The sequence below is a fragment of the Longimicrobiaceae bacterium genome (assembly GCA_036375715.1).
Classification (GTDB): Bacteria; Gemmatimonadota; Gemmatimonadetes; order Longimicrobiales; family Longimicrobiaceae; genus DASVBS01.
The window spans coordinates 194,359-212,872 of the sequence record DASVBS010000053.1 but is presented as its reverse complement, the minus strand read 5'-3'; the positions used below and the strand labels follow the sequence as shown (position 1 = coordinate 212,872).

Sequence of the window (18,514 nt, the reverse complement as noted above, 5' to 3'; positions counted from 1 at the left end):
AGCCAGGAGGAGAAGCTAGAAGCTAGAAGCTAGAAGTCACGTTTTCGAGCTTCCCCGCGGAAGGGTGGCACCGCCTGCCCGCTGCAGAGACCCTCCCCCGGCAGGGAAGCCCGCAGGGAAGCATTCCAGCTTCTAGCTTCTAGCTCCTAACTCCCTCTGTTTCCGCCTTCCCCTACTCACTCAGCGAAACCACGTACGCCGCGAGCGCCTGGACCTGCGAGTCGTCCAGGGGCGCCCCGCCCCCGTACGGAGGCATCGGGGCGACGTGCGCCGGATCCTTCGGCTGCGAGACCCCGGTGCGGATGATCTCGGCCACCTGCGCCTGCATGTCGCCCGCCGTATCGACCCACAGCCACTCGTCGTCCGTGAGATTGGGGGCCAGTGGCGTGCCGGCGGCGTTCGCACCATGGCAACTCACGCAGACCGAGCTCGCGTAGATCTGCTGCCCCTGCGAAACCAGTTGGGCATCACCCCCTGCCGGCGCCGCGGCGGCACCCGTGTCCGCCGAGGGCGCGGCGGTCGCGTCACCTCCAGTTGCGGCAGCACCAGGCGCTTCGGACGGTGCCCCGGCAGGAGCGCTGGCATCGCCGCCAGTTTCCGGCGCATCCCCCCCGCCACAGGCGGCGGTCAACGCAACCATCATCATCCCTGCCGTCCATCGCGCGAGGGCGCTCCCCTTCCGCATCGTGTCCTCCTCCGGTGAATGTCAAGCGGAGACGGCTCTCCGCGTCAATTGCGCGTGAAGTCAGAGTTCACGCTCGGCGGCAATCCCTATGCCGCCTGCCCCTGACCACGTCGTTCCACGGTCAGGCGCCTCTACAATCCCAACGCCGAGCGGATCATCGGCGGAATCCTCTCCGGGCTCCAGAGCGGAGAGAAGGTCAGCTCTACCTCCGCCTCCTCCACTCCCTCGACCGACTCGACCGCTTCGCGAGCCTGGTTCACGATCTCCCCCGCGACCGGGCAGGCGGGGGAAGTCAGCGACATGGTCACCGCCACCTTGCCGCCATCGATCTGTATATCGTAAATGAGGCCCAGCACGACCAGATCCAGGTTGAGCTCCGGATCCTTGACCGCGCGGAGGGCCTTCTTGACCGCCGCTTCGGTAACCATCATCTCCCTCTCTCGAGAAAACCACGTGAACCGCCAGCATATCCATGGCCGCGGCCGCTTGTCAAGCGACCGCTCAGGTCATAGATCTAGCGCCGGAGACAGCCTTCGCGACCCCGGTCGCAGGCGCTTCGGTGAATCGGCTATCAGTCGCCCCTCCAACGTTCGAAAATTACGCCCTCTAGACCTTATCGCCCGCACATGACCTCGGGTTCCAGAGCTGTAAAGCGCATCGCAATCAACACCGGAGGAGGAGACGCCCCCGGCCTGAACGCCGTGATCCGCGCAGCAACGCTCTCTGCGCTGAACAACGGCTGGGAAGTCCTTGGCATCCGCCGCGGTTACACCGGTCTCCTGCAGGGAGAGGTGGACGGTGAGCCCGGCCTGGTGCCCTTGACGGCCCACGCAGTCCGGGGGATCACCCACCTCGGTGGCACCATGCTCGGAACCACAACCCGCGGAAACCCGTTCGGCATGGAGGTTCGCAAACCGGACGGGACCTGGGGGAAGATGGACCTCTCGGACGAGATCGTCCAACGCTTTCGCGAGCTGGAGATCGATGCCCTCGTCGCCATCGGCGGCGACGGCTCTCTGAATATTGCCAACGCGTTGAGCAAGAAGGGGCTGCCGGTGGTCGGGGTGCCCAAGACCATCGACAACGACCTGCGTGCGACGGACGTCACCTTCGGCTTCCAGACCGCGGTCGAGGTGGCGACAGACGCAATCGGGCGCCTGCACTCCACCGCCGAAGCGCACCAGCGAGCGATGGTAGTGGAGGTGATGGGCCGTCACACGGGATGGATCGCGCTCGAGTCCGGAATGGCGGGAGGCGCGGACGTCATTCTGATCCCTGAAGTCCCGTTCCAGCTCGAGCGGGTGATGGAGAAGATCCGGGAGCGCGACCGCATCGGACGGCGCTTCAGCATCATCGTCGTTGCGGAAGGCGCGTTTCCCGAAGGCGAATCGCCCAGCTACGCCGACAAGACGGGTCGCTACGGAGGCATCGCCGAACGCCTCGCCCGCGAGATCGAGGAGCGGACAGGCAAGGAGACCCGCACGCTCGTGCTGGGTCACATCCAACGTGGCGGTTCTCCCATCGCCTACGACCGAAACCTCGCTCTGCGCTTCGGCGCCGCCGCCGTGCGGTGCATCGCGGCGGGTGAGCTCGGCACGATGGTGGCCCTTCAGGGTCAGACGATTCGACCGGTTCCCCTCGAGGAAGCGGTTCAGGGGCTCAAGCGGGTGCCTCTGGACAGCGACACCGTGCTGACCGCACGGCAGCTCGGGGTGGAGCTCGGCGGCTGAGTCCCCGCGACCCCCTCGCAGCACCCCAGCGCCCTCTTCTCGTGCCAAGCCGTCCAGCCCCATCGCAGCTCCGGGACCGTGGTGAGGGGCGCGCGTACGCACACGGTCGGCCGGCCGAGGACTCAATCGAGGAGGTGCTGCGCGCGCTTCTCGCTGCCGCCGGCCGTGCCGAGACGGAGGGGCGCGCGGTCGAAGTGGTGCGCCACCTCCTGCGGGCGGAGTGGACAGCCATCGTTGAGGAGGAGGGGGGCGGCTGGCGCTGCCTCAGCGCCAGCGGCGCGGATCCGCGTGCAGTCGCCGCTGCCGTTGAGCGAATCCCCCTCACGCTCCCGCCCGCAGACGCCGCGGGCTCGCGGGTGCACGGTGGATCGGAGTCGGAACCGGCGCTCACGGTCGAGATCCCGCGGCCGGAGGGGAGGGCCCGGACTGCGCTGCTGGTTGGTCGCCGCGTGGACGGTACCTTCCACGGCGACGGCTCTCGCCAGCTTCTCGAGCGTGCCTCCACGGACATCGGCGTGGCGCTACAACGCGCAGACGAGCTGGATCTGCTACGCTCGCATGCCTACGTCGATCCCCTGACGGGCTGCTACAACCGCCGCGGCTTCGACGAGCGTCTGCTGGCCGAGCTGAATCGGGGTGACCGCTACGGCCGACCGACCGCTCTGATCCTGGTGGATCTGGATGACTTCAAGCTGATCAACGACGATCTGGGCCACCCGGCCGGCGACCACGTCCTGCGACGGTTCGCGCAGCTGCTGAGCGGGACCTTCCGAAATACCGACGTGATCAGCCGGTTCGGCGGCGACGAGTTCGCCATTCTCTTCCCGGAAACCAGCACTGCTGTGGCGCGCCGCCTGGCAGAGCGCGTGCGCACCCTGCAGCGGGAGCTCTTCCCGGACAATGTCGTGCCTCGGCGCGTGACCGCCAGCTTCGGCGTGGCCGCCGCCCCCGACGCGGCCGCCTCTGCCAGCGAGCTGGTCGCCATGGCCGACCGCGCCCTGTATGCGGCGAAAACCGGCGGCCGGGACCGGGTGGTCGTGGCGGAGGGATCGCGCGGGAGCACCGGACCATGACCTTGACCCCGAAGCAACGGGCGCAGCTTCGATCGCTGGCGCACCCGCTGAAGCCGATCCTGCACCTGGGGAAGGACGGCCTCACCGAGGCGGTCCTTCAGTCGATCCTGGAGGCGTTCAACTCGCGCGAGCTGCTGAAGATCAAGGTCCAGTCCGCGGCCCCCCTTTCCGCCGCCGAGGCTGGCGCCGAGATCGCCGCCCGCCTCCCGGAAGTTGAGCACGTGCAGACGATCGGGCGGACGGTGGTTTTGTACAGGAGGCACCCGGAGAAGCCGGAGATTGAGTTGAGAAGTTAGAAGCTAGAATTTTCTCGCCTTCTGGATTCCTTGTGAGTGGATCTGCAAGATTGGGCATTACTCCTGGACGGCTCGAGCGCGTGATACGCGTCCGCTAGACCTCTCTTCCCCCCTGGAATCCCAACCAAAGCATTCTAGCTGCTAGCTTCTAGCTTCTAACTTCTCAATAGACATACACCTCCGTCCCCACCGGAACGTTCTCGTACATCCAGAGGATGTCGTCCTTCAGCATGCGGATGCAGCCGTGGCTGGCGGCGGTGCCCACGGACGCTTCGTTCTGCGTGCCGTGGAAGTAGTAGCCATCGTACATCTCGAGCTTGGCCACACCCAGCACGCCCTTGTGCCGCCGTTGCGGGCTGCCGTAGGGCGGAATGAAGATCTTCCCGTCACGGATCGGCTCCTCACCAGGCGGAAATCCAGCCAGCGCATCAGGGGCGGCGTGGCTCATGTCCACCACCTCGAGGCCCTCCTTCCGGGCGATCTCGATGTAATGCCAGTTCGGCGGCACCCACACGGGATCCAGCTCCTTGCGGGTGATTTTCATCATTCCGCGGGGCGTCTGGAAGCGCTTCGTCTCGCCGCCCACCACCAGGGTGGCGCCCGAGCCCACGGCGACGGGGGCGGTGAAGAGGGTGTCGTTGCCCTGTAGGTACCAGACCCTGCGGTCCTCGATCGAGACCACCAGGTAGGGCCGATTCGCCGGGGCTAGCGTCGCCGCTCGCTGCTCGAGGTTGGCCAAGGTCTCGCTCATCTCGGCCAGCCCCTCGGACTCCCGCGCGGCGAGGAATCGCAGAGACCGGGTGTCGTGGGTAAAGGCGATCCGCGTGATGTCGCGCTTGAAGCGCTCGTTCACGGCCCACACTGTAGTGGCGACGAAGAGGCCGAAGAAGAGCACCACGATGCCGATGAGCGACCAGACGCCCGTGGGATGATCGTGGAAGATGCGGCGCAGACGTCCCGGTGGTGAATGGTCGCGGCGCTCGGGGGTACCCGATCTCGTCGTCCGTTCCATGGGGAAGCTGCGTCAGTAGATGTAGACGGGGGTCTCGAGGGCCAATGCCTCGAAGATGGCCTCCAGCCCGTCGGCGTCGGCCATGAAGGCCCCGGGCTTCACGCCGGACGCGAATGGTCCCGTCTCGGGTCGGCTGTAGATCTCTGTCCCATCATCCAACCGGAGCACATACTCGCCCGCCACTCCCTCCAGGGTGCGCTCCTCCTCGGGGGGCACGGGCTCTCCCCGACTCACATATACCCACTCCGGAACGGTAACGGTGGGGGTCCGCTCTTTGGCGACCACGTACCGCTCTCCCAGAGCGCGCACGAAACGCCAGGTTCGACCGTCGGGTGCCTCGATGATGGAATCGCCCCCGATGGCAATGGGGATCTCACGGAGCGTTGCGGGGCCGTGGCGCAGCGCCAGGGTGGAATCCTCCGTGTTGATGGCGAGGTGGACGCCGTCCTCCTCGAGCGACTTGAGGCGCAGCTCCCGTCGCAGCAGCGCGAGCGCGAGTGCCGTTCGGCGCGTCTGCGAGGAGAGAATTCGATCTCGAGTCTCGCGCTCCTCCGCGTCCAGCTGGCTTTCCATCAGCGCCATCTGACGGGCGTACTGCGGGATCCGTATCGCCACGGCGAGGGTAAGCAGGAGCAGCAGCCCCGCCAGCGACGACATTCCCCAGAAAAAGATGGGGTGCTCGGCGCGCAGGCGCCGGATCGCACTCCAAACCGCCATGAGCGCTCCTGGTCGGGTGAATTCCGCGAGCGTGTCGTGCAAGAGGTGTTCCGCACCCTTCTTGCCCACATCTGACTGATTTACAACTCTTTAGCGCGTCTGGCGAAGGTCCGCTCGCTGACGTCTCCCACGACTGCGAGGTCAGACGAAGGAAGCAAGTTTACGGAAACATTCGAATGGACCGCAGATTCTGGATCCTGGGTTGTGTGTTCGCTTTGCTGGCGGTGGCGGCGGGTGCTTTCGGCGCTCACGCCCTGAGGGATCGGCTGCCGCAGAGCCTCCTCTCCATCTACGAGACCGCGGCGCGATACCAGATGTATCATGCCCTGGCCCTGCTGTTCACGGCGCAGATTCACGCGGTGTGGCCGGGACGCCTCACCCGCGGTGCAGGCTGGCTCTTCACGACCGGAATCGTGTTGTTTTCGGGCAGCCTGTACGTTCTCTCAATGACGGGGATAACCTGGCTCGGGGCAATCACCCCGCTAGGCGGCGTAGCCTTCCTCGCGGGATGGGCATCGTTGGCATTCGCGGCGTTGCGCCGCTGATCGTACGCCGTGCCGCGCCCTGGTGCTTCGGGGAGGTCCCGAGGCACTGGGTCGCCGGGCGCTTTCCGCGCCGCCACCCCTTCTAGCCCTTCGAATGGCGGATCCAGGTACTTACCTTGCAGGGAATAGACGTCAGCCCGCCGCGAAGCTGGCGTTCCTGCCGATAATTTCGTAACATAGCGGAGTCGGCCTCTCCCCCCGCCGAAGGTACTTCCCATGAGAATCGCGTCCGTCCTGGGATTGATCCTCGCGCTGAGCGCCTGTGCGCTACCACAGGGGCGATCCCGAACCTTCGCGCCCTACCAGCCGCTGGAAGCTTACATCACCAATGCGGATTACAGCGGTCCGCTCTTCCATGTGAATCGCCCGGCGTACGTGGCGATGTTCTACATCGCCCCCGGCAGCGGCGTGAGCATGATCTACCCGGGGTTCGGGCGGGGGTCACTCAGCGGCCGCGTCTTCGCCGGGACGCATTTCGCCAGCACGCGGCTGAGCAACCGGCATCAGTACTTCTTCACCGCCGGCACCTCGGCGATGCCGCGGTACCTGTTCCTGATCGCGTCGGACCGCCCCCTGAACCTCGAGCAGTTCGGCCCCTTCGGTCACCGACTGGCGTCGCGGCTCGGCACGTATTTCCATTCGTTCAGCGCCCATAGGACCATGGAGGAGCTGGTGCGGCTCGCTCTGCCTTCGGTTCCGGACGATGGTAGCTGGACGACGGACTTCTACGTGGTCTGGCCGTCCGTCATCTACAGCGAGCCTGCGGCTGGACGCATCCTGGTGAGCTGTGGCAACTACGCGATGTACGTCCCGCGCGGCTATGTGCAGGTGGTCCGGTCGGTGATCTGCTCGCAGCTCAACGACGATCAGAAGCAGCAGCCGGAGAAGCCGGACGAAGGCAAGAAGCCGCCGCGGAAGCCAGGCGCCCGGGATCCGCTGCCTTCTCAACCGGAGCGCGAGGTTCCCGGTACGCGCGCGATCACTGCCGAGCAGCGCGAGGCGATCCGAGAGCGGATCTCCAGTGCCCAGCTCGCTGCGTCGAGGGAGCGTCCGCAGATCGGGGCACGGCCCACTGCCTTTGGGAGGTTGCCCGCCGAGGAAAGCCCCAGGCCGGGATCGGCGGGTGGATGGTCGTCGGCGCCGAGCTCGCGCGGCGCAGGTGCTGCATCGGTCAGCCGACCGGCGGCGCCTGCCTCCCGGGCTCCGGTGCGTGAGGTTCCGTCTGCCTCACCCGCTTCCTCTGCGGGAAGCCGCGGCCCGGTGGCCGCGCCGGCGACCCGCTCCGGAGGAGGGGACGGCGGCTCCTCCAGCCGCGGCGCCCGTCCCACGCCGAGAGCGGATTGAAGCCGCCGGTCGGGTAGTTCAACAGGACCCCCCGAGCCCATCCACTCGGGGGGTCTTTTCACGGTATTGTCAGATGGACCTCGAGATCATCAAACGGGAAGTGGTGACCTGCCGACGGTGTCCCCGCCTGGTGGAGTGGCGCGAGCGGGTGGCGGTCGAGAAGCGCCGTGCCTTTCGCGACTGGGACTACTGGGGCCGCCCCGTTCCCGGCTTCGGAGATCCGTCGGCGCGGCTGCTCATCGTAGGGCTGGCGCCCGCCGCGCACGGCGCCAATCGCACCGGTCGGATGTTCACCGGAGATCGTTCGGGGGACTGGCTGTACGCGGCGCTCTACCGAGCCGGCTTCGCCAACCAGCCGACGTCGACACACATCGACGACGGTCTCCAGCTTTCGGACGCGTACGTCACCGCAGCGGTCAAATGTGCTCCTCCGGCGAACAAGCCGACGCCTGAAGAGCGCGACGCCTGCCATCCCTTCCTCATCCGGGAATTCGAGGCGCTACTGCCGCGGCTTCGGGTGATTGTCAGCCTGGGCCGCTTCGGCTGGGACCAGGTGATCCGGACCCTGAAAGCCCTGGACATCGAGCTGCCCGCGCCGGTGCCGCCTTTCGGCCATGCGCGGCAGGTGCGGCTTCCCGGCGGGATGTTACTGATCGGATGCTTTCACCCCAGTCAGCAGAACACCTTCACTGGAAAGCTGACCGAACCGATGATCGACGAGGTGTTCGGAGCAGCGCGGCGAGAGCTCGACCGCTGAAACTTTTCGGCGCAGAGTATCGCAAGTATATTGAGGCGCGCCTCCTTATGTTTCCCCCGCGCCGCATGCGCCGGCGCCGGCCTTCCTCGGGAGTATCCCGATGCTTCCGGTCTACCTTTTTGCCCTCATCGTCGGGGGCGGTCTGCTCCTCTTCTCGTTGCTCAGCGGCGGCGACCATGACAGCTCTGTCGACGCCGATGCCGATGCGGATGGCGAGCTGACGGCACACGCAGCCCACTCCGACCATGGGGACTGGAGTCTCCTGCAAGGCTTCCTCTCGGTGCGCACCCTGCTCTATCTGCTGGCGGGGTTCGGAGCGACCGGAGCCCTGATCGAGCTCCTCACCGATGCAGGTCCGCTGGTGTCGCTGCTCTGGGCGGTAGTGACGGGAGCCGTGGCGGCTACGGCCGCGGGCTCGATCTACGCCTGGGTCCGGGCTTCCGGCTCCGGGGAGGTGCCATCTGATCCCAGCTACCTGATCGGTGTCACGGCCAGGGTGCTCCTGCCCCTCGACGAGGGTCGGCGCGGGAAGATCGTAGCGGTGCAGGGTGGAAGGGAGATCGAGCTTCTCGCGCGTCTTTACGGCAGGGAAGAGGAGAGCTGCCCGCGCGGCAGCGAGGTGGTGATCGTGGAGGTGGAGGGTGACACGGCGCTGGTCACCCCTCTGCCCCGCCTTTCGTCCGAGTCCACACTGGAGTGACTCATGCCCTATCTCGTCATTGCCGCGCTCGTCGTCCTCGTTCTGGTCGCGACCAGCCTGGTGGCGGTCAGTCGTCTGATCGTCATCGCCGAGCCCAACGAGGCGGTGGTCCTCACGGGACGGCGCTCCGGCTACCGGATCGTCAGGGGTGGCCGGACGTTTCGGGTGCCGCTGATCGAGCGCGCGAGCCGGATCCCGCTGCGCACCATCCCCATCGAAGTCAAGATCGACAATGCCTTCTCCAAGGGCGGGATCCCGCTCGAGGTCCAGGGCATCGCCAACGTGAAGATCGCCTCCGATCCTCCGCAGGTCTTCAACAACGCCGTCGAGCGGCTGCTGGATCTCGATCTGGCAGAGATCCACCGGATTGCCAAGGACACCTTGGAGGGTAACCTGCGCGGCGTGCTCGCCACCCTCTCGCCGGAGGAGGTCAACGAGGATCGGTTGAAGTTCGCGAACGAACTGATCGAGGAGGCAGACGTCGATCTGAAGCGATTGGGGCTGCAGCTCGACATGCTCAAGATCCAGAACGTCACGGACAAGACTGGATATCTGGAGTCGATCGGCCGGGCGAAGAATGCCGAGATTCTGCGCATCGCCGCTGTCGCCGAGGCGGAGAGCATGGCGCAGACGAAGGAGAAGCAGGCGGAGGCGGAGCAGCGTGCCGAGGTCGCTCGCGCGCAGGCAGCGATCGAGATCGCCGAGGCGCAGAACGCGCTGCGCGTGCGCAAGGCAGAGCTGGACCAGGAGGCGGTCTCCAAGGAGAAGGTCGCGGTCGCGGAGGCCGAGCGGGCTCGGGTCCTCGCAGAACAGCGGCTGGAGGAAGCGCGGATCGAGCTGCAGCGCCGCCGCCTGCAGGCGGACGTGGTGGAACCCGCAGAGGCGGAGCTGAAAGCCGCACAGCTCAGGGCCGAGGCAGACGCTGCGCTGATCCGCGAACGCGGGCTGGCGCAGGTCGGCGTCTTCGAGGCACTGCTGCGCCAGATGGTGGGGGGCGGCGACAAGGCGCTGCAGGTCTACCTGGCGGAGAAGCTGCCGGACCTGTTCCAGCGGGCCGCGGATGCGCTCGACGAGGTCCGGATCGATCGGATGGTGGTGGTCGACGGCGGCGGCGACGGCGTGAGCCGCGTGGCCAACCAGAAGCCGGCCGCTATCGTGAAGATGATCGAGCAGGTAGCAGGCAGTCTGGGGGTCGACATGGAGGCGCTGCTGCAGCGGACCGGTGTGGCCGCGGAGCCCACCCGGGACGCGGAGGTCGCGCCTTCGGAGCCTGCTCCGGCGCAGGCCCCGACCACCGCGCAGCGTCGCGCCGCGGATTCTGGGCGCCAGCTGGAAGCGGTGGTGCCGCCGCAGGAGTGACGCCGCCGGTACGTCGATCAGCCACCCGAGGCGGTCACCCTCCGGATTCCAGCGCCGCGGGCGCCCTGTAGACCCAGCCCTCCAGCTCGAGGACGTCACGTCCTGAGGGGGCGGTGCGGAACGGCTGATCCAGGTCGTCCCGCACCAGCCAGGCGGTGAGGCAGGACAGGGCGGCGTCCCACGCGTCTTCCAGGGTGACCGCGATCGATTCGAGCTCGGCGTTCTCGAAATCGAGGAAGGTACGAAGGGCTGCGGCGCGGGCGCGGTGCTCGCCGGGACGCGAGGGCGCTCGCCGCCGCGGAAGGCCCAGATCGAGTGTCGTCAACGTGGGACTGACCTCGACGATCACGGTCGAGGCCCGCCCCACTTCCTCCTGTGGCACTACCGCGATGCCGTGTTCCTCCCGCAGTTGGTGGAGCCAGCGGATACCCTCCACGGTCTGCCGATAACTGCGCGTATCGAAGGGGATCGAGCCTGCCGCCGAGTCGGTGAGCCGCGCGCCCCGCTGGTCCTCCGGAATGGCGTCGCGCACCTCGTCCGCCGGGCGGTCGGCGATCCAGGCAAGCGACGCTTCCCAGCTCGCCGGCCCGGAACTCAGGTGCGGCGCCGCGGAAGCGGGCACCCCACAGGCGAAGTCCACCCCCCAGAGAATGCCATCGTCCGCCCCGGCGCGAGCTGCCGGGCGCCAACCGTTGGCCACGAAGGTCGCGAGGTCGAGGCGGAAGGCGTGCGGGCGGAGGGAGACGATCCTCAGCCGGCCATCGACTCCGTGGCCCAGGGCGGTCCAGAGGTTCGCCAGCGGCTCACGCGCGCCGGAGAAGTCCACTCCACCGAAGTATTCGAACGTGTCAGGCATCGAGGCGGGCAGGCAGCGTCGCGGCGCCGAAGCGCGGTTGCGGATGACCGGTGAATCTTTGCGATGCGAAAAAGCCAGGTGGCATCAGTGCCGCCGCCGGCGGGGTCCGTCCCGGGGCGGGGGAGGGAGGCGGGTTCCGGAATCGGAAAAATGCGATCACCAGGATGGCGATGAGCAGGAGCACGAACAACCCGACCGCCGCGAACATGCAGCCTTCGACGAATGAGATAGCGCCGCGTCGATTTCGCAGGTCCATCGAGCGATTATTCGAGCGATGAATGCGAGTCTGAACCCGCGGGAGCGACCGACAAGGTATAGCCGCTGGTGAGCGGCGTGAAGTCTGGGTTTGCGATCGATTACGTGCTTTCGAGCTTTCGCACTGTATGCAGGCTACGCCACCTGCTCAGATTCAGGTTCTATCGAGCGCCTCGAGCAGCTCCGCTGGCTGCGTGACCGGACGCTCGCAGGCGAACCTTCGGCACACGTAGGCGGCCGCCGCTCCATCGACCAGCTCGCGCCCTTCGAGCAGGGGGATCTCCGGGACATGCGCCGGGCCCTGTTCGTCCACCGGGCGGAAGGCGACCACGGTGGCGGGTCGGTAGCCGTTCCGGACAACCTCGAGCAATGCTGCCGTATCGTTCGCTCCGGGGCGCCCCACGATAGCTACCTCGTCGATTCCGTTCACGTGCATGTCGATCGCCGTGAGTAGCTCCCCGAAGGCCTGCGGGAATCGCTCGGCCACGCCGCCCAGCGGCGGCAAGACCGCTTCCACGACCTGCGCGAAGCGCCCGTCTCCCGTCAGCGCCCCCAGCCGGAGAAGCGCCGTAATGGCCGCCGAGGTGCCTGAGGGAGTCGCCGAGTCGTTCAGCTCCCGGGGCCGTACGAGGAGTGTGCTGGTATCCGCCGCGGTGTCGTAGAAGGTGCGTTCCTCCTTGCTCCAGAAGAGCTCCAGCATCGCGTCGGCGAGCGTCCGCGCGAAGGCAATCCAGCGGGGATCGAAGGTCGCCTGGTAGAGGGCGACCAGGGCATCGACGAGGAGGGCATGGTCGTCGAGGAAAGCAGGGATCTTCGCTACCCCTGCGCGGTAGGTGCGCAGCAGGCGCCCATCCTGCCAGAGCCGGTCCTGCAGGAACTCGGCACAGCGTACGGCCGCGTCCAAATATTCCTTGCGCTGCAAGAAGCGACCGGCCTCGGCCAGGGAGCGCAGCATCATCGCGTTCCAGGCGGTGACCACCTTGTCGTCGAGGCCAGGAGAAACGCGACGGGCTCGGGCCTCGAGCATCTTCTGCCGAACCGGCATCATTGTGGCCCTTCCCTCGGCAGCAGCGGCGTGCCACTCCGCCAAGGGAACGTCGCCCCGGGGAAGGAGGTTGAGGATGTTCTTCCCTTCGAAATTGCCATGGGACGTCACGCCGAAGGCCCGGCGTAACCGCTCTCCGTCGGTGGCGCCCAGCACCGCGTCGATCTCCTCCGGCGTCCACAAGTAGAACTTGCCTTCCTCCCCTTCGCTATCGGCGTCGCTGGCGGAATAGAAGCCACCCTCAGGTGACGTCATGTCACGCAGCACGTAATCGAGCGTATCCTGCGCGACGAAGCGGAATTCCTCCTCGCCCGTGGCGAGGTGAGCGCTCAGGAAGGTCCGAGCCAGCAGCGCGTTGTCGTACAGCATCTTCTCGAAGTGGGGGACGAGCCACCGCGCGTCCACACTGTAGCGGTGAAAGCCGCCGCCGACGTGATCGTAGATCCCACCTCGGGCCATCCAGCGGAGGGTGTGCACCACGGGCGGAAGCACGTCGTCGCGTCCGGTGCGATGCGCATGACGGAGGAGGAACTCCAGGATCAGGGGCTGCGGAAACTTGGGCGCTGCGCCGAAACCTCCGTGGCGCGCATCGTGACGCTGGATGACCTCGCTGGCCGCTCGATCGAGCAGGCCGGCATCGAGCGTTCCGGGGGGCGGCTGCACGGCGGCCGCGTCGCGCAGCATCTGCGTGAGGTCGCCGGCGCTGCGATGCACCTCGTCTCGTCGCTCGTTCCAGGCCTCGCTTACCGCGAGCAGGACCTGCTTGAAGGAGGGCAGGCCGTGTCGGGGCTCCGGGGGAAAGTAGGTGCCGCCGTAAAACGGCTCCCCTTCAGGGGTGAGGAACACGGTCATGGGCCAGCCGCCATGCCCCGTCATCCGCTGCACGGCCGCCATGTAGAGAGAGTCGACGTCCGGCCGCTCCTCTCGGTCTACCTTGATGTTGATGAAGCGATCGTTCATGATCGCCGCCGTATTCTCGTCCTCGAACGATTCTCTCTCCATCACGTGGCACCAGTGACAGGAGGAGTAGCCGATCGACAGGAGGACGGGGCGATCCTCCGCGCGGGCGCGTTCAAACGCCTCGTCACCCCACGGGTACCAGTCGACGGGGTTGTGCTGGTGCTGGAGCAGGTAGGGGCTGGTTTCCCCCGCCAGGCGGTTGGTTGGACGATTCATTATCAAATCGGCGTCGGATCGGTTGAAGGAGTAGATCGTTCGGGGGCGGCAAAGGGCGTACCCTCTTCAACCGACATCCAGTCCAGACATCCAGGTCTGGCGCGGCGCTCCCGGTGGACTGGTCCTCGCAGTAGCGGTAGCTTTCAGATCTACCCGGCGAAACGCACGTCGCTTTGATTGTCACACGCAGGAGAGGTCCGTTCGTGCACAAGGAGACTCTGACGCGTTTGTTCCTCCGCCACTTCGGTGAAGCGCCCGCAACGATCCTCCCCCTCGACGGGGATGGTTCCGCGCGCAAGCTCTACCGCCTGGTGAGCAGGAATTACGAGACCGCCATCGGTGTGTACGGCCCGGATGCGGAGGAGAACCGTGCCTTCCTCTCCTACTCGCGGGCGTTTCGCGACGCCGGTCTGCCGGTCCCGAAGATCTACGAGGTTGACGAGGAGGCCGGAGTCTACCTGGAGGAGGACCTCGGTGACACCACGCTCTTCGATGCACTGACGGCGGCGCGCAAGCGCGAGGGAGGTGAATTCCCGGCGAGTATGCTGCCCGTGTATCGGCGGGTCGTCGAGGAGCTCCCGCGCTTCCAGGTGCTCGGCGGACAGGTTGTCGATTACTCCGTTGCTTACCCCCGGGCTGCCTTCGATCGGCAGTCGATCCTCTGGGACCTGAACTACTTCAAGTACCATTTCCTCAAGCTCGCCCACATCCCCTTCAACGAGGCGAGGCTCGAGCGGGACTTCAAGCGCTTCGCGAACTTCCTGTTACAGGCCGACCGCCGCCACTTCCTCTACCGGGACTTCCAGTCGCGCAACATCATGCTGCGCGACGGGGAGGTCTGGTTCATCGATTACCAGGGCGGTCGCAAAGGTGCACTCCAGTACGACCTGGCCTCGCTGCTCTTCGATTCCAAGGCGGCCATTCCGAAGGCGGTCCGGGATCAATTGATGGAGCACTACCTGGAAGCGCTCGCCCGATACCTCCCCGTTGAAAGGGAGCGGTTCCTGGAGCATTTCCGCGGGTACGTGCTCGTCAGGATCATGCAGGCGATGGGCGCATACGGTTACCGCGGCTTCTACGAGCGGAAGATCCGCTTCCTGCAGAGCGTCCCGCCGGCCATCGAGAACATCGAGGAGATCCTCTCCAACTACGGCTTGCCGCTCGACCTGCCGGAGCTGGGCGCGGTCTTCGAGCGGATCTGCGCCTCGCCGACGCTGCGCCAGCGGACGGGCCGGACGTCGCCCGGGCTGACGGTGCATATCGGCAGCTTCAGCTACAAGCACGGATATCCCGAGGATACCGGTGGTCACGGCGGGGGGTTCGTGTTCGATCTGCGTGCACTCCACAACCCTGGCCGTTACGCGGAGTATTCCGAGCTGTGCGGTCTGGACCCCGACGTGGTGGAGTTTCTGGAATCGATCCCGGAGGTGGAGAGCTACTGGCAGCACGTCGTCGGGTTGATCGACAACCAGGTGGAGACCTACCTGACGCGCGGATTCTCCAGCCTGAGCGTCTACTTTGGATGCACGGGCGGGCAGCACCGGTCGGTGTATTTCGCCGAACGGTTGCGCAGGCATCTCCGCGAGCGCTTTCCCGAGGTCAACGTCGATCTCACCCACCGGGAGCGGGCTAGCTGGCCACCACGCCCCGCCGCGGTCGCGGCACGCTGAATGGACGCGATGATCCTGGCGGCGGGTTTGGGTACCCGACTTCGCCCGCTGACGGACCGAATCCCCAAAGCGCTCATCGAGGTGGGTGGCATGCCCATCCTGGGCCGGGTGGCGCACCGGCTGATCGAGGCGGGAGCCGATCGGCTGATCATCAACCTTCACCACCTGGGCGATCGCATCCGGGAGTATGTCACCGAGATGGAGTCCTTCGGGGTCGAGGTGGTGTTCTCGGAAGAGGCCAAGGGGGCCCTGGAGACGGGTGGAGCCATTCTGAAGGCGCGCGGGCTTCTCCGCGCAGACGCGCCGTTCTTCCTGCACAACGCTGACATCCTCAGCGACCTGCCACTTTCAGAGATGTACCGCCAGCACCTGCGGTCAGGTGCGCTGGCCACGCTGGCGGTGATGGCGCGCCCGTCGACGCGGTACCTGTTGTTCGACGAGGACGGGTTGTTCGGCCGGGTCGATGAACGAAAAGAAATCCGGCTCATCACTCGCGAGCCGGTAGGGCAGGAAACGCGATTGGCGTTCGCAGGAGTTCACGTGATCGACCCGCGCTTCCCGCGGCTGCTGCACGAGCGTGGTGCGTTCTCGATCCTCGAGCCCTACCTGCGTCTGGTCGAGGAGGGGGAGCGCATCCTCCCCTTCCGCATTGACGGCTATCAGTGGATCGACATCGGGAAGCCGGAGCAGCTCGCGGAGGCTCGCGCGATCTTCGCCGGCAGCTAGCGCCCCATCTCCTCCAGCTCCTCTTCCGTCCACGCTCGCGAGCGGTTCCCCGATTCTCCCCGGGCCTCGCTCACCTGGTCGGGGCTGATCGGGCTGCCAGTGTTCCCCCACGAGCGCCTCACGTAGGTGAGGACGGCTGCGACCTCCTCGTCGCTCATCGAGGCGCCGAGAGGGGGCATCAGCATCTCGCCCTCCTTGCCGTGCAGGAGAATCCGGATCACCTGGTTCGGTGAGGAAAGTGCCCAGCGCGAGCCGACGAGGCGCTTGGCGACGCCTTCCATCCCCTCGCCATCCGGCTGGTGGCAGGCGGCACACTGAGCGGAGTAGATCTGCCCACCCAGGACGAACAGTCGCTGCTCGTCCGGAGTCAGCTCCCGTACGGGAGGAGCTTCCGGCTGAGGCTTGCCAGGCCAGGTGAGGCTGGCCGCGACGGCCGTTGCGAGCTCGCGAAGCTCCTGGTCCGAGCTCTCCGTGAGCGCCTGCAGCGCGCGCGGCGGCGCAGGGAGCTTCGTAGCGGCACCGCCGCGTCCGCGTCCTCCCTCCGGCCGGATCCCCTCCAACAAGGCGACTTGCTGCCAGCGCGGCTCGTCGGCCTCCGTCGCCAGCGAGAGCACCCGCTGCAGCTCCTCGGGATCTCGCTTTCGTGCAATGGTGGCGGCCAGCGAACGCATCGTCCTTGCAGCCGTCTCCGAATGAGCGGCGCTTGCGAGCCGCTCCAGGAACTCCACCTCGCGACCGGCAAGCGCGCTTACCACCAGGTCTGCGACGACCGGGTCATTACCCGCCCGGGTGGCCACCTGGAAGAGGACATTCTCGCGCCGATCGGTGGGCAGTTCACCGAGTGAAGCTGCTACCTGTCGTCGCACGAGAAAGGTCGAGTCCTCCATGAGCCGCATCACTGCCGCCGTGGCCGCGGCGTCCCCTTGCCGCAGCCAGGGCTCGGCAATGCGCACTGCGGCGGCGCGCACGTGCGGAGATTCGTCACCGAGTGCGGTCACTACGGTTGCGCGATCCGCAGCCCCAAGGCCGTCGAGCGTCCAGAGCGCGTGGAGGCGCTCGCGGTCATCCACTGCGGAGCGCACTCGCGCGCGCAGCGCCGGCGCCACCGAAGAGTCGTTGCGCTCGACGATCAGGCGCTGTGCCGTGATCCGCCACCAGCCGTTGGGGTGGCCGAGGTAGTCCACGAGCTGCGGGGGTGTGCGCCGTGAGAGTCGAGGTCGCTTGTCGCGTTTGGTCGACTCGTGGACGATGCGGTAGATCCGCCCCAGCCCAGTGGGCTGCTCCATCTGGCGGGCCCGGATCTGGTCCTCCAGATACCCTGTGATGTAGACGCGGTGCTGGATGATCCCCCGATACATGTCGACTACGTAGAGTGTGCCGTCGGGGGCGGTAGCGAGGTTGACCGGGCGGAAGCGCTGATCGGTGGAGGTCATGAAGTCTGCCTCCGGGCGGTCGCGACGGGCGACCGGGAAGCCGTCCTCTCCCTCCTCCACCACGAAGCGACCCACCAGATTGCCCGCGGATTCGGTGACGAACACGGTGTTGCGGAGCTCTTCCGGCAGCCGATCTCCCACGTAGGCGGTGGGGCTCCCGGCCGAAGTGTAATGGGCCAGGGTGCTATCCGGACGCAGGGTGCGGTCCCGGTACCCGCGGTTCACCGCGGGGGTCGGACGTGCGGGCCACACCGGGACGTTCGGGGTCAGCCGATGATAGACACCCGCGATGCTCCCCTGGTCGGGATTGCGAGTGGCGTAGTGCGCAGGGATGAGGTCTGCCCGGAGCGGATCCTCGTTACTGTTGCGGTAGAGGCGGCCGTAGTCGTCCATAGAGACCCCCCACTGACCCTGCGCGGGGGTCTTGCGGAACTCGAACGTTCCGTCCGGTCGCAAACGGAATTCGCCGGCGTAATTCGCGTTCTTGATCCAGTTGTCGATCCCCCAGAGCAGGCCGTTGGCGTTGTGCTCCGGGTTGGAGCGGGTTGAGCCGTAGTCGCCTCGAATGAGCTCGATCGAATCCGCGCGGAGGTCGCCATCCAGATCGCGAGCGAGCCACAGGTACGGTGTGGCCGCGACGAGCACCCCGTGCTCCAGGACCTTGACCGCTCGCGGCAGGACGAGGCTGTCCATGAACACCGTGCGGCGATCCATCAGCCCGTCCCAGTTGGTATCCTCGAGGACCACGATACGACCGTTGCGGCGATCCTCGTTCTCACCCGAGATGTCGGGCATGTAGCCGCGCATCTCCACCACGTACATGCGGCCGTCGGCGTCGAAGTCAATCGCCACGGGGTCCTGGACCATGGGCTCGTACGCGACTACCTCGACCCGGTAACCCTCAGGAAGACGAAAGCTGGCGAGGGCGTCCTCGATGGAGTGCACGTGCGCTACTGTGGTGACCTCGGGGGGCTCGGGCGAAGGACGGGGCTGAGGCGAGCCGCACGCGGCGGGGGCGAGGAGCAGCAGAATCGGCAATATCCGAGTCGGACGCGGAATCGGCATCGATACTGGAAGCTTTCAGTATAGTTGCTACGAAGGTCGGGGGGTGCCCGACCTTGCAGCGTCGTCCGGC

General features: G+C 66.6%; 17 protein-coding genes. 10 read left to right on the top strand and 7 right to left on the bottom strand.

Annotation, left to right across the window (positions count from 1 at the left end; genetic code table 11):
* Window positions 1–172 precede the first annotated feature (172 nt).
* Complete coding sequence (locus VF167_10585; GenBank protein ID HEX6925873.1) at window positions 173–685, bottom strand: c-type cytochrome; 513 nt, start codon at window positions 683–685, stop codon at window positions 173–175.
* A gap of 131 nt (window positions 686–816) precedes the next feature.
* Entirely contained in the window at window positions 817–1,116 is a 300-nt protein-coding gene (locus VF167_10580; protein ID HEX6925872.1) for a metal-sulfur cluster assembly factor, read from the bottom strand.
* A 195-nt stretch (window positions 1,117–1,311) separates the two neighbouring features.
* On the opposite strand from VF167_10580, the gene VF167_10575 reads away from it, so the two are divergent.
* From VF167_10575 to VF167_10565, 3 genes are all read left to right on the top strand, one after another.
* Complete coding sequence (locus tag VF167_10575; protein HEX6925871.1) at window positions 1,312–2,415, top strand: ATP-dependent 6-phosphofructokinase; 1,104 nt, start codon at window positions 1,312–1,314, stop codon at window positions 2,413–2,415.
* 134 nt (window positions 2,416–2,549) lie between these two features.
* Window positions 2,550–3,488, top strand: coding sequence for a GGDEF domain-containing protein (locus VF167_10570; GenBank protein HEX6925870.1), 939 nt, complete (start codon window positions 2,550–2,552; stop codon window positions 3,486–3,488).
* Entirely contained in the window at window positions 3,485–3,784 is a 300-nt protein-coding gene (locus VF167_10565) for a YhbY family RNA-binding protein (protein ID HEX6925869.1), read from the top strand. Before VF167_10570 ends, VF167_10565 begins: the two co-directional genes overlap by 4 nt.
* Window positions 3,785–3,947: 163 nt before the next feature.
* Here VF167_10565 and VF167_10560 read toward each other — a convergent pair whose 3' ends face one another.
* Both VF167_10560 and VF167_10555 read right to left on the bottom strand, forming a co-directional pair.
* Entirely contained in the window at window positions 3,948–4,796 is an 849-nt protein-coding gene (locus VF167_10560; protein ID HEX6925868.1) for a L,D-transpeptidase, read from the bottom strand.
* 12 nt (window positions 4,797–4,808) lie between these two features.
* Window positions 4,809–5,513: a hypothetical protein gene (locus VF167_10555; protein HEX6925867.1), complete on the bottom strand. Its 705-nt coding sequence runs from the start codon at window positions 5,511–5,513 to the stop codon at window positions 4,809–4,811.
* Between the two features lie 176 nt (window positions 5,514–5,689).
* On the opposite strand from VF167_10555, the gene VF167_10550 reads away from it, so the two are divergent.
* The 5 genes from VF167_10550 to VF167_10530 all read left to right on the top strand — a co-directional run bounded on the left by VF167_10550 (window position 5,690) and on the right by VF167_10530 (window position 10,218).
* Window positions 5,690–6,058 (top strand): DUF423 domain-containing protein, encoded by a 369-nt coding sequence (locus VF167_10550; protein HEX6925866.1) that lies wholly within the window; start codon window positions 5,690–5,692, stop codon window positions 6,056–6,058.
* 216 nt (window positions 6,059–6,274) lie between these two features.
* A complete protein-coding gene (locus VF167_10545) occupies window positions 6,275–7,402 on the top strand; it encodes a hypothetical protein (GenBank protein HEX6925865.1) in 1,128 nt (375 codons plus the stop codon).
* Between the two features lie 73 nt (window positions 7,403–7,475).
* Window positions 7,476–8,159 (top strand): uracil-DNA glycosylase, encoded by a 684-nt coding sequence (locus tag VF167_10540; GenBank protein HEX6925864.1) that lies wholly within the window; start codon window positions 7,476–7,478, stop codon window positions 8,157–8,159.
* 100 nt (window positions 8,160–8,259) lie between these two features.
* A complete protein-coding gene (locus VF167_10535; GenBank protein HEX6925863.1) occupies window positions 8,260–8,859 on the top strand; it encodes a hypothetical protein in 600 nt (199 codons plus the stop codon).
* Between the two features lie 3 nt (window positions 8,860–8,862).
* Complete coding sequence (locus VF167_10530) at window positions 8,863–10,218, top strand: SPFH domain-containing protein (GenBank protein HEX6925862.1); 1,356 nt, start codon at window positions 8,863–8,865, stop codon at window positions 10,216–10,218.
* 34 nt (window positions 10,219–10,252) lie between these two features.
* Here VF167_10530 and VF167_10525 read toward each other — a convergent pair whose 3' ends face one another.
* Both VF167_10525 and VF167_10520 read right to left on the bottom strand, forming a co-directional pair.
* The gene (locus VF167_10525) at window positions 10,253–11,074 is read right to left on the bottom strand and encodes a hypothetical protein (protein ID HEX6925861.1); all 822 of its coding nucleotides are present in this window, start codon (window positions 11,072–11,074) and stop codon (window positions 10,253–10,255) included.
* Between the two features lie 409 nt (window positions 11,075–11,483).
* Entirely contained in the window at window positions 11,484–13,550 is a 2,067-nt protein-coding gene (locus tag VF167_10520; GenBank protein ID HEX6925860.1) for a thioredoxin domain-containing protein, read from the bottom strand.
* Between the two features lie 203 nt (window positions 13,551–13,753).
* Between VF167_10520 and VF167_10515 the strand changes: the two genes are divergently transcribed.
* Together VF167_10515 and VF167_10510 are read left to right on the top strand one after the other, a co-directional pair.
* Entirely contained in the window at window positions 13,754–15,220 is a 1,467-nt protein-coding gene (locus tag VF167_10515; GenBank protein HEX6925859.1) for an RNase adapter RapZ, read from the top strand.
* On the top strand, window positions 15,221–15,946 hold the full coding sequence (locus tag VF167_10510) for a sugar phosphate nucleotidyltransferase (protein HEX6925858.1): 726 nt from the start codon (window positions 15,221–15,223) through the stop codon (window positions 15,944–15,946).
* Here the strand turns inward: VF167_10510 and VF167_10505 are convergent.
* Window positions 15,943–18,417: a c-type cytochrome gene (locus VF167_10505; protein ID HEX6925857.1), complete on the bottom strand. Its 2,475-nt coding sequence runs from the start codon at window positions 18,415–18,417 to the stop codon at window positions 15,943–15,945. The genes VF167_10510 and VF167_10505 overlap by 4 nt on opposite strands.
* Between the last annotated feature and the right edge of the window lie 97 nt (window positions 18,418–18,514).

What these genes read in the sequence shown, in the direction of transcription:
- VF167_10520 (HEX6925860.1), bottom strand. Translation starts at nt 13,550, where the DNA reads ATGAATCGTCCAACCAACCGCCTGGCGGGGGAAACCAGCCCCTACCTG.
- VF167_10550 (HEX6925866.1), top strand. Translation starts at nt 5,690, where the DNA reads ATGGACCGCAGATTCTGGATCCTGGGTTGTGTGTTCGCTTTGCTGGCG.
- VF167_10560 (HEX6925868.1), bottom strand. Translation starts at nt 4,796, where the DNA reads ATGGAACGGACGACGAGATCGGGTACCCCCGAGCGCCGCGACCATTCA.
- VF167_10585 (HEX6925873.1), bottom strand. Translation starts at nt 685, where the DNA reads ATGCGGAAGGGGAGCGCCCTCGCGCGATGGACGGCAGGGATGATGATG.
- VF167_10555 (HEX6925867.1), bottom strand. Translation starts at nt 5,513, where the DNA reads ATGGCGGTTTGGAGTGCGATCCGGCGCCTGCGCGCCGAGCACCCCATC.
- VF167_10510 (HEX6925858.1), top strand. Translation starts at nt 15,221, where the DNA reads ATGGACGCGATGATCCTGGCGGCGGGTTTGGGTACCCGACTTCGCCCG.
- VF167_10530 (HEX6925862.1), top strand. Translation starts at nt 8,863, where the DNA reads ATGCCCTATCTCGTCATTGCCGCGCTCGTCGTCCTCGTTCTGGTCGCG.
- VF167_10535 (HEX6925863.1), top strand. Translation starts at nt 8,260, where the DNA reads ATGCTTCCGGTCTACCTTTTTGCCCTCATCGTCGGGGGCGGTCTGCTC.
- VF167_10565 (HEX6925869.1), top strand. Translation starts at nt 3,485, where the DNA reads ATGACCTTGACCCCGAAGCAACGGGCGCAGCTTCGATCGCTGGCGCAC.
- VF167_10545 (HEX6925865.1), top strand. Translation starts at nt 6,275, where the DNA reads ATGAGAATCGCGTCCGTCCTGGGATTGATCCTCGCGCTGAGCGCCTGT.
- VF167_10525 (HEX6925861.1), bottom strand. Translation starts at nt 11,074, where the DNA reads ATGCCTGACACGTTCGAATACTTCGGTGGAGTGGACTTCTCCGGCGCG.
- VF167_10540 (HEX6925864.1), top strand. Translation starts at nt 7,476, where the DNA reads ATGGACCTCGAGATCATCAAACGGGAAGTGGTGACCTGCCGACGGTGT.
- VF167_10580 (HEX6925872.1), bottom strand. Translation starts at nt 1,116, where the DNA reads ATGATGGTTACCGAAGCGGCGGTCAAGAAGGCCCTCCGCGCGGTCAAG.
- VF167_10575 (HEX6925871.1), top strand. Translation starts at nt 1,312, where the DNA reads ATGACCTCGGGTTCCAGAGCTGTAAAGCGCATCGCAATCAACACCGGA.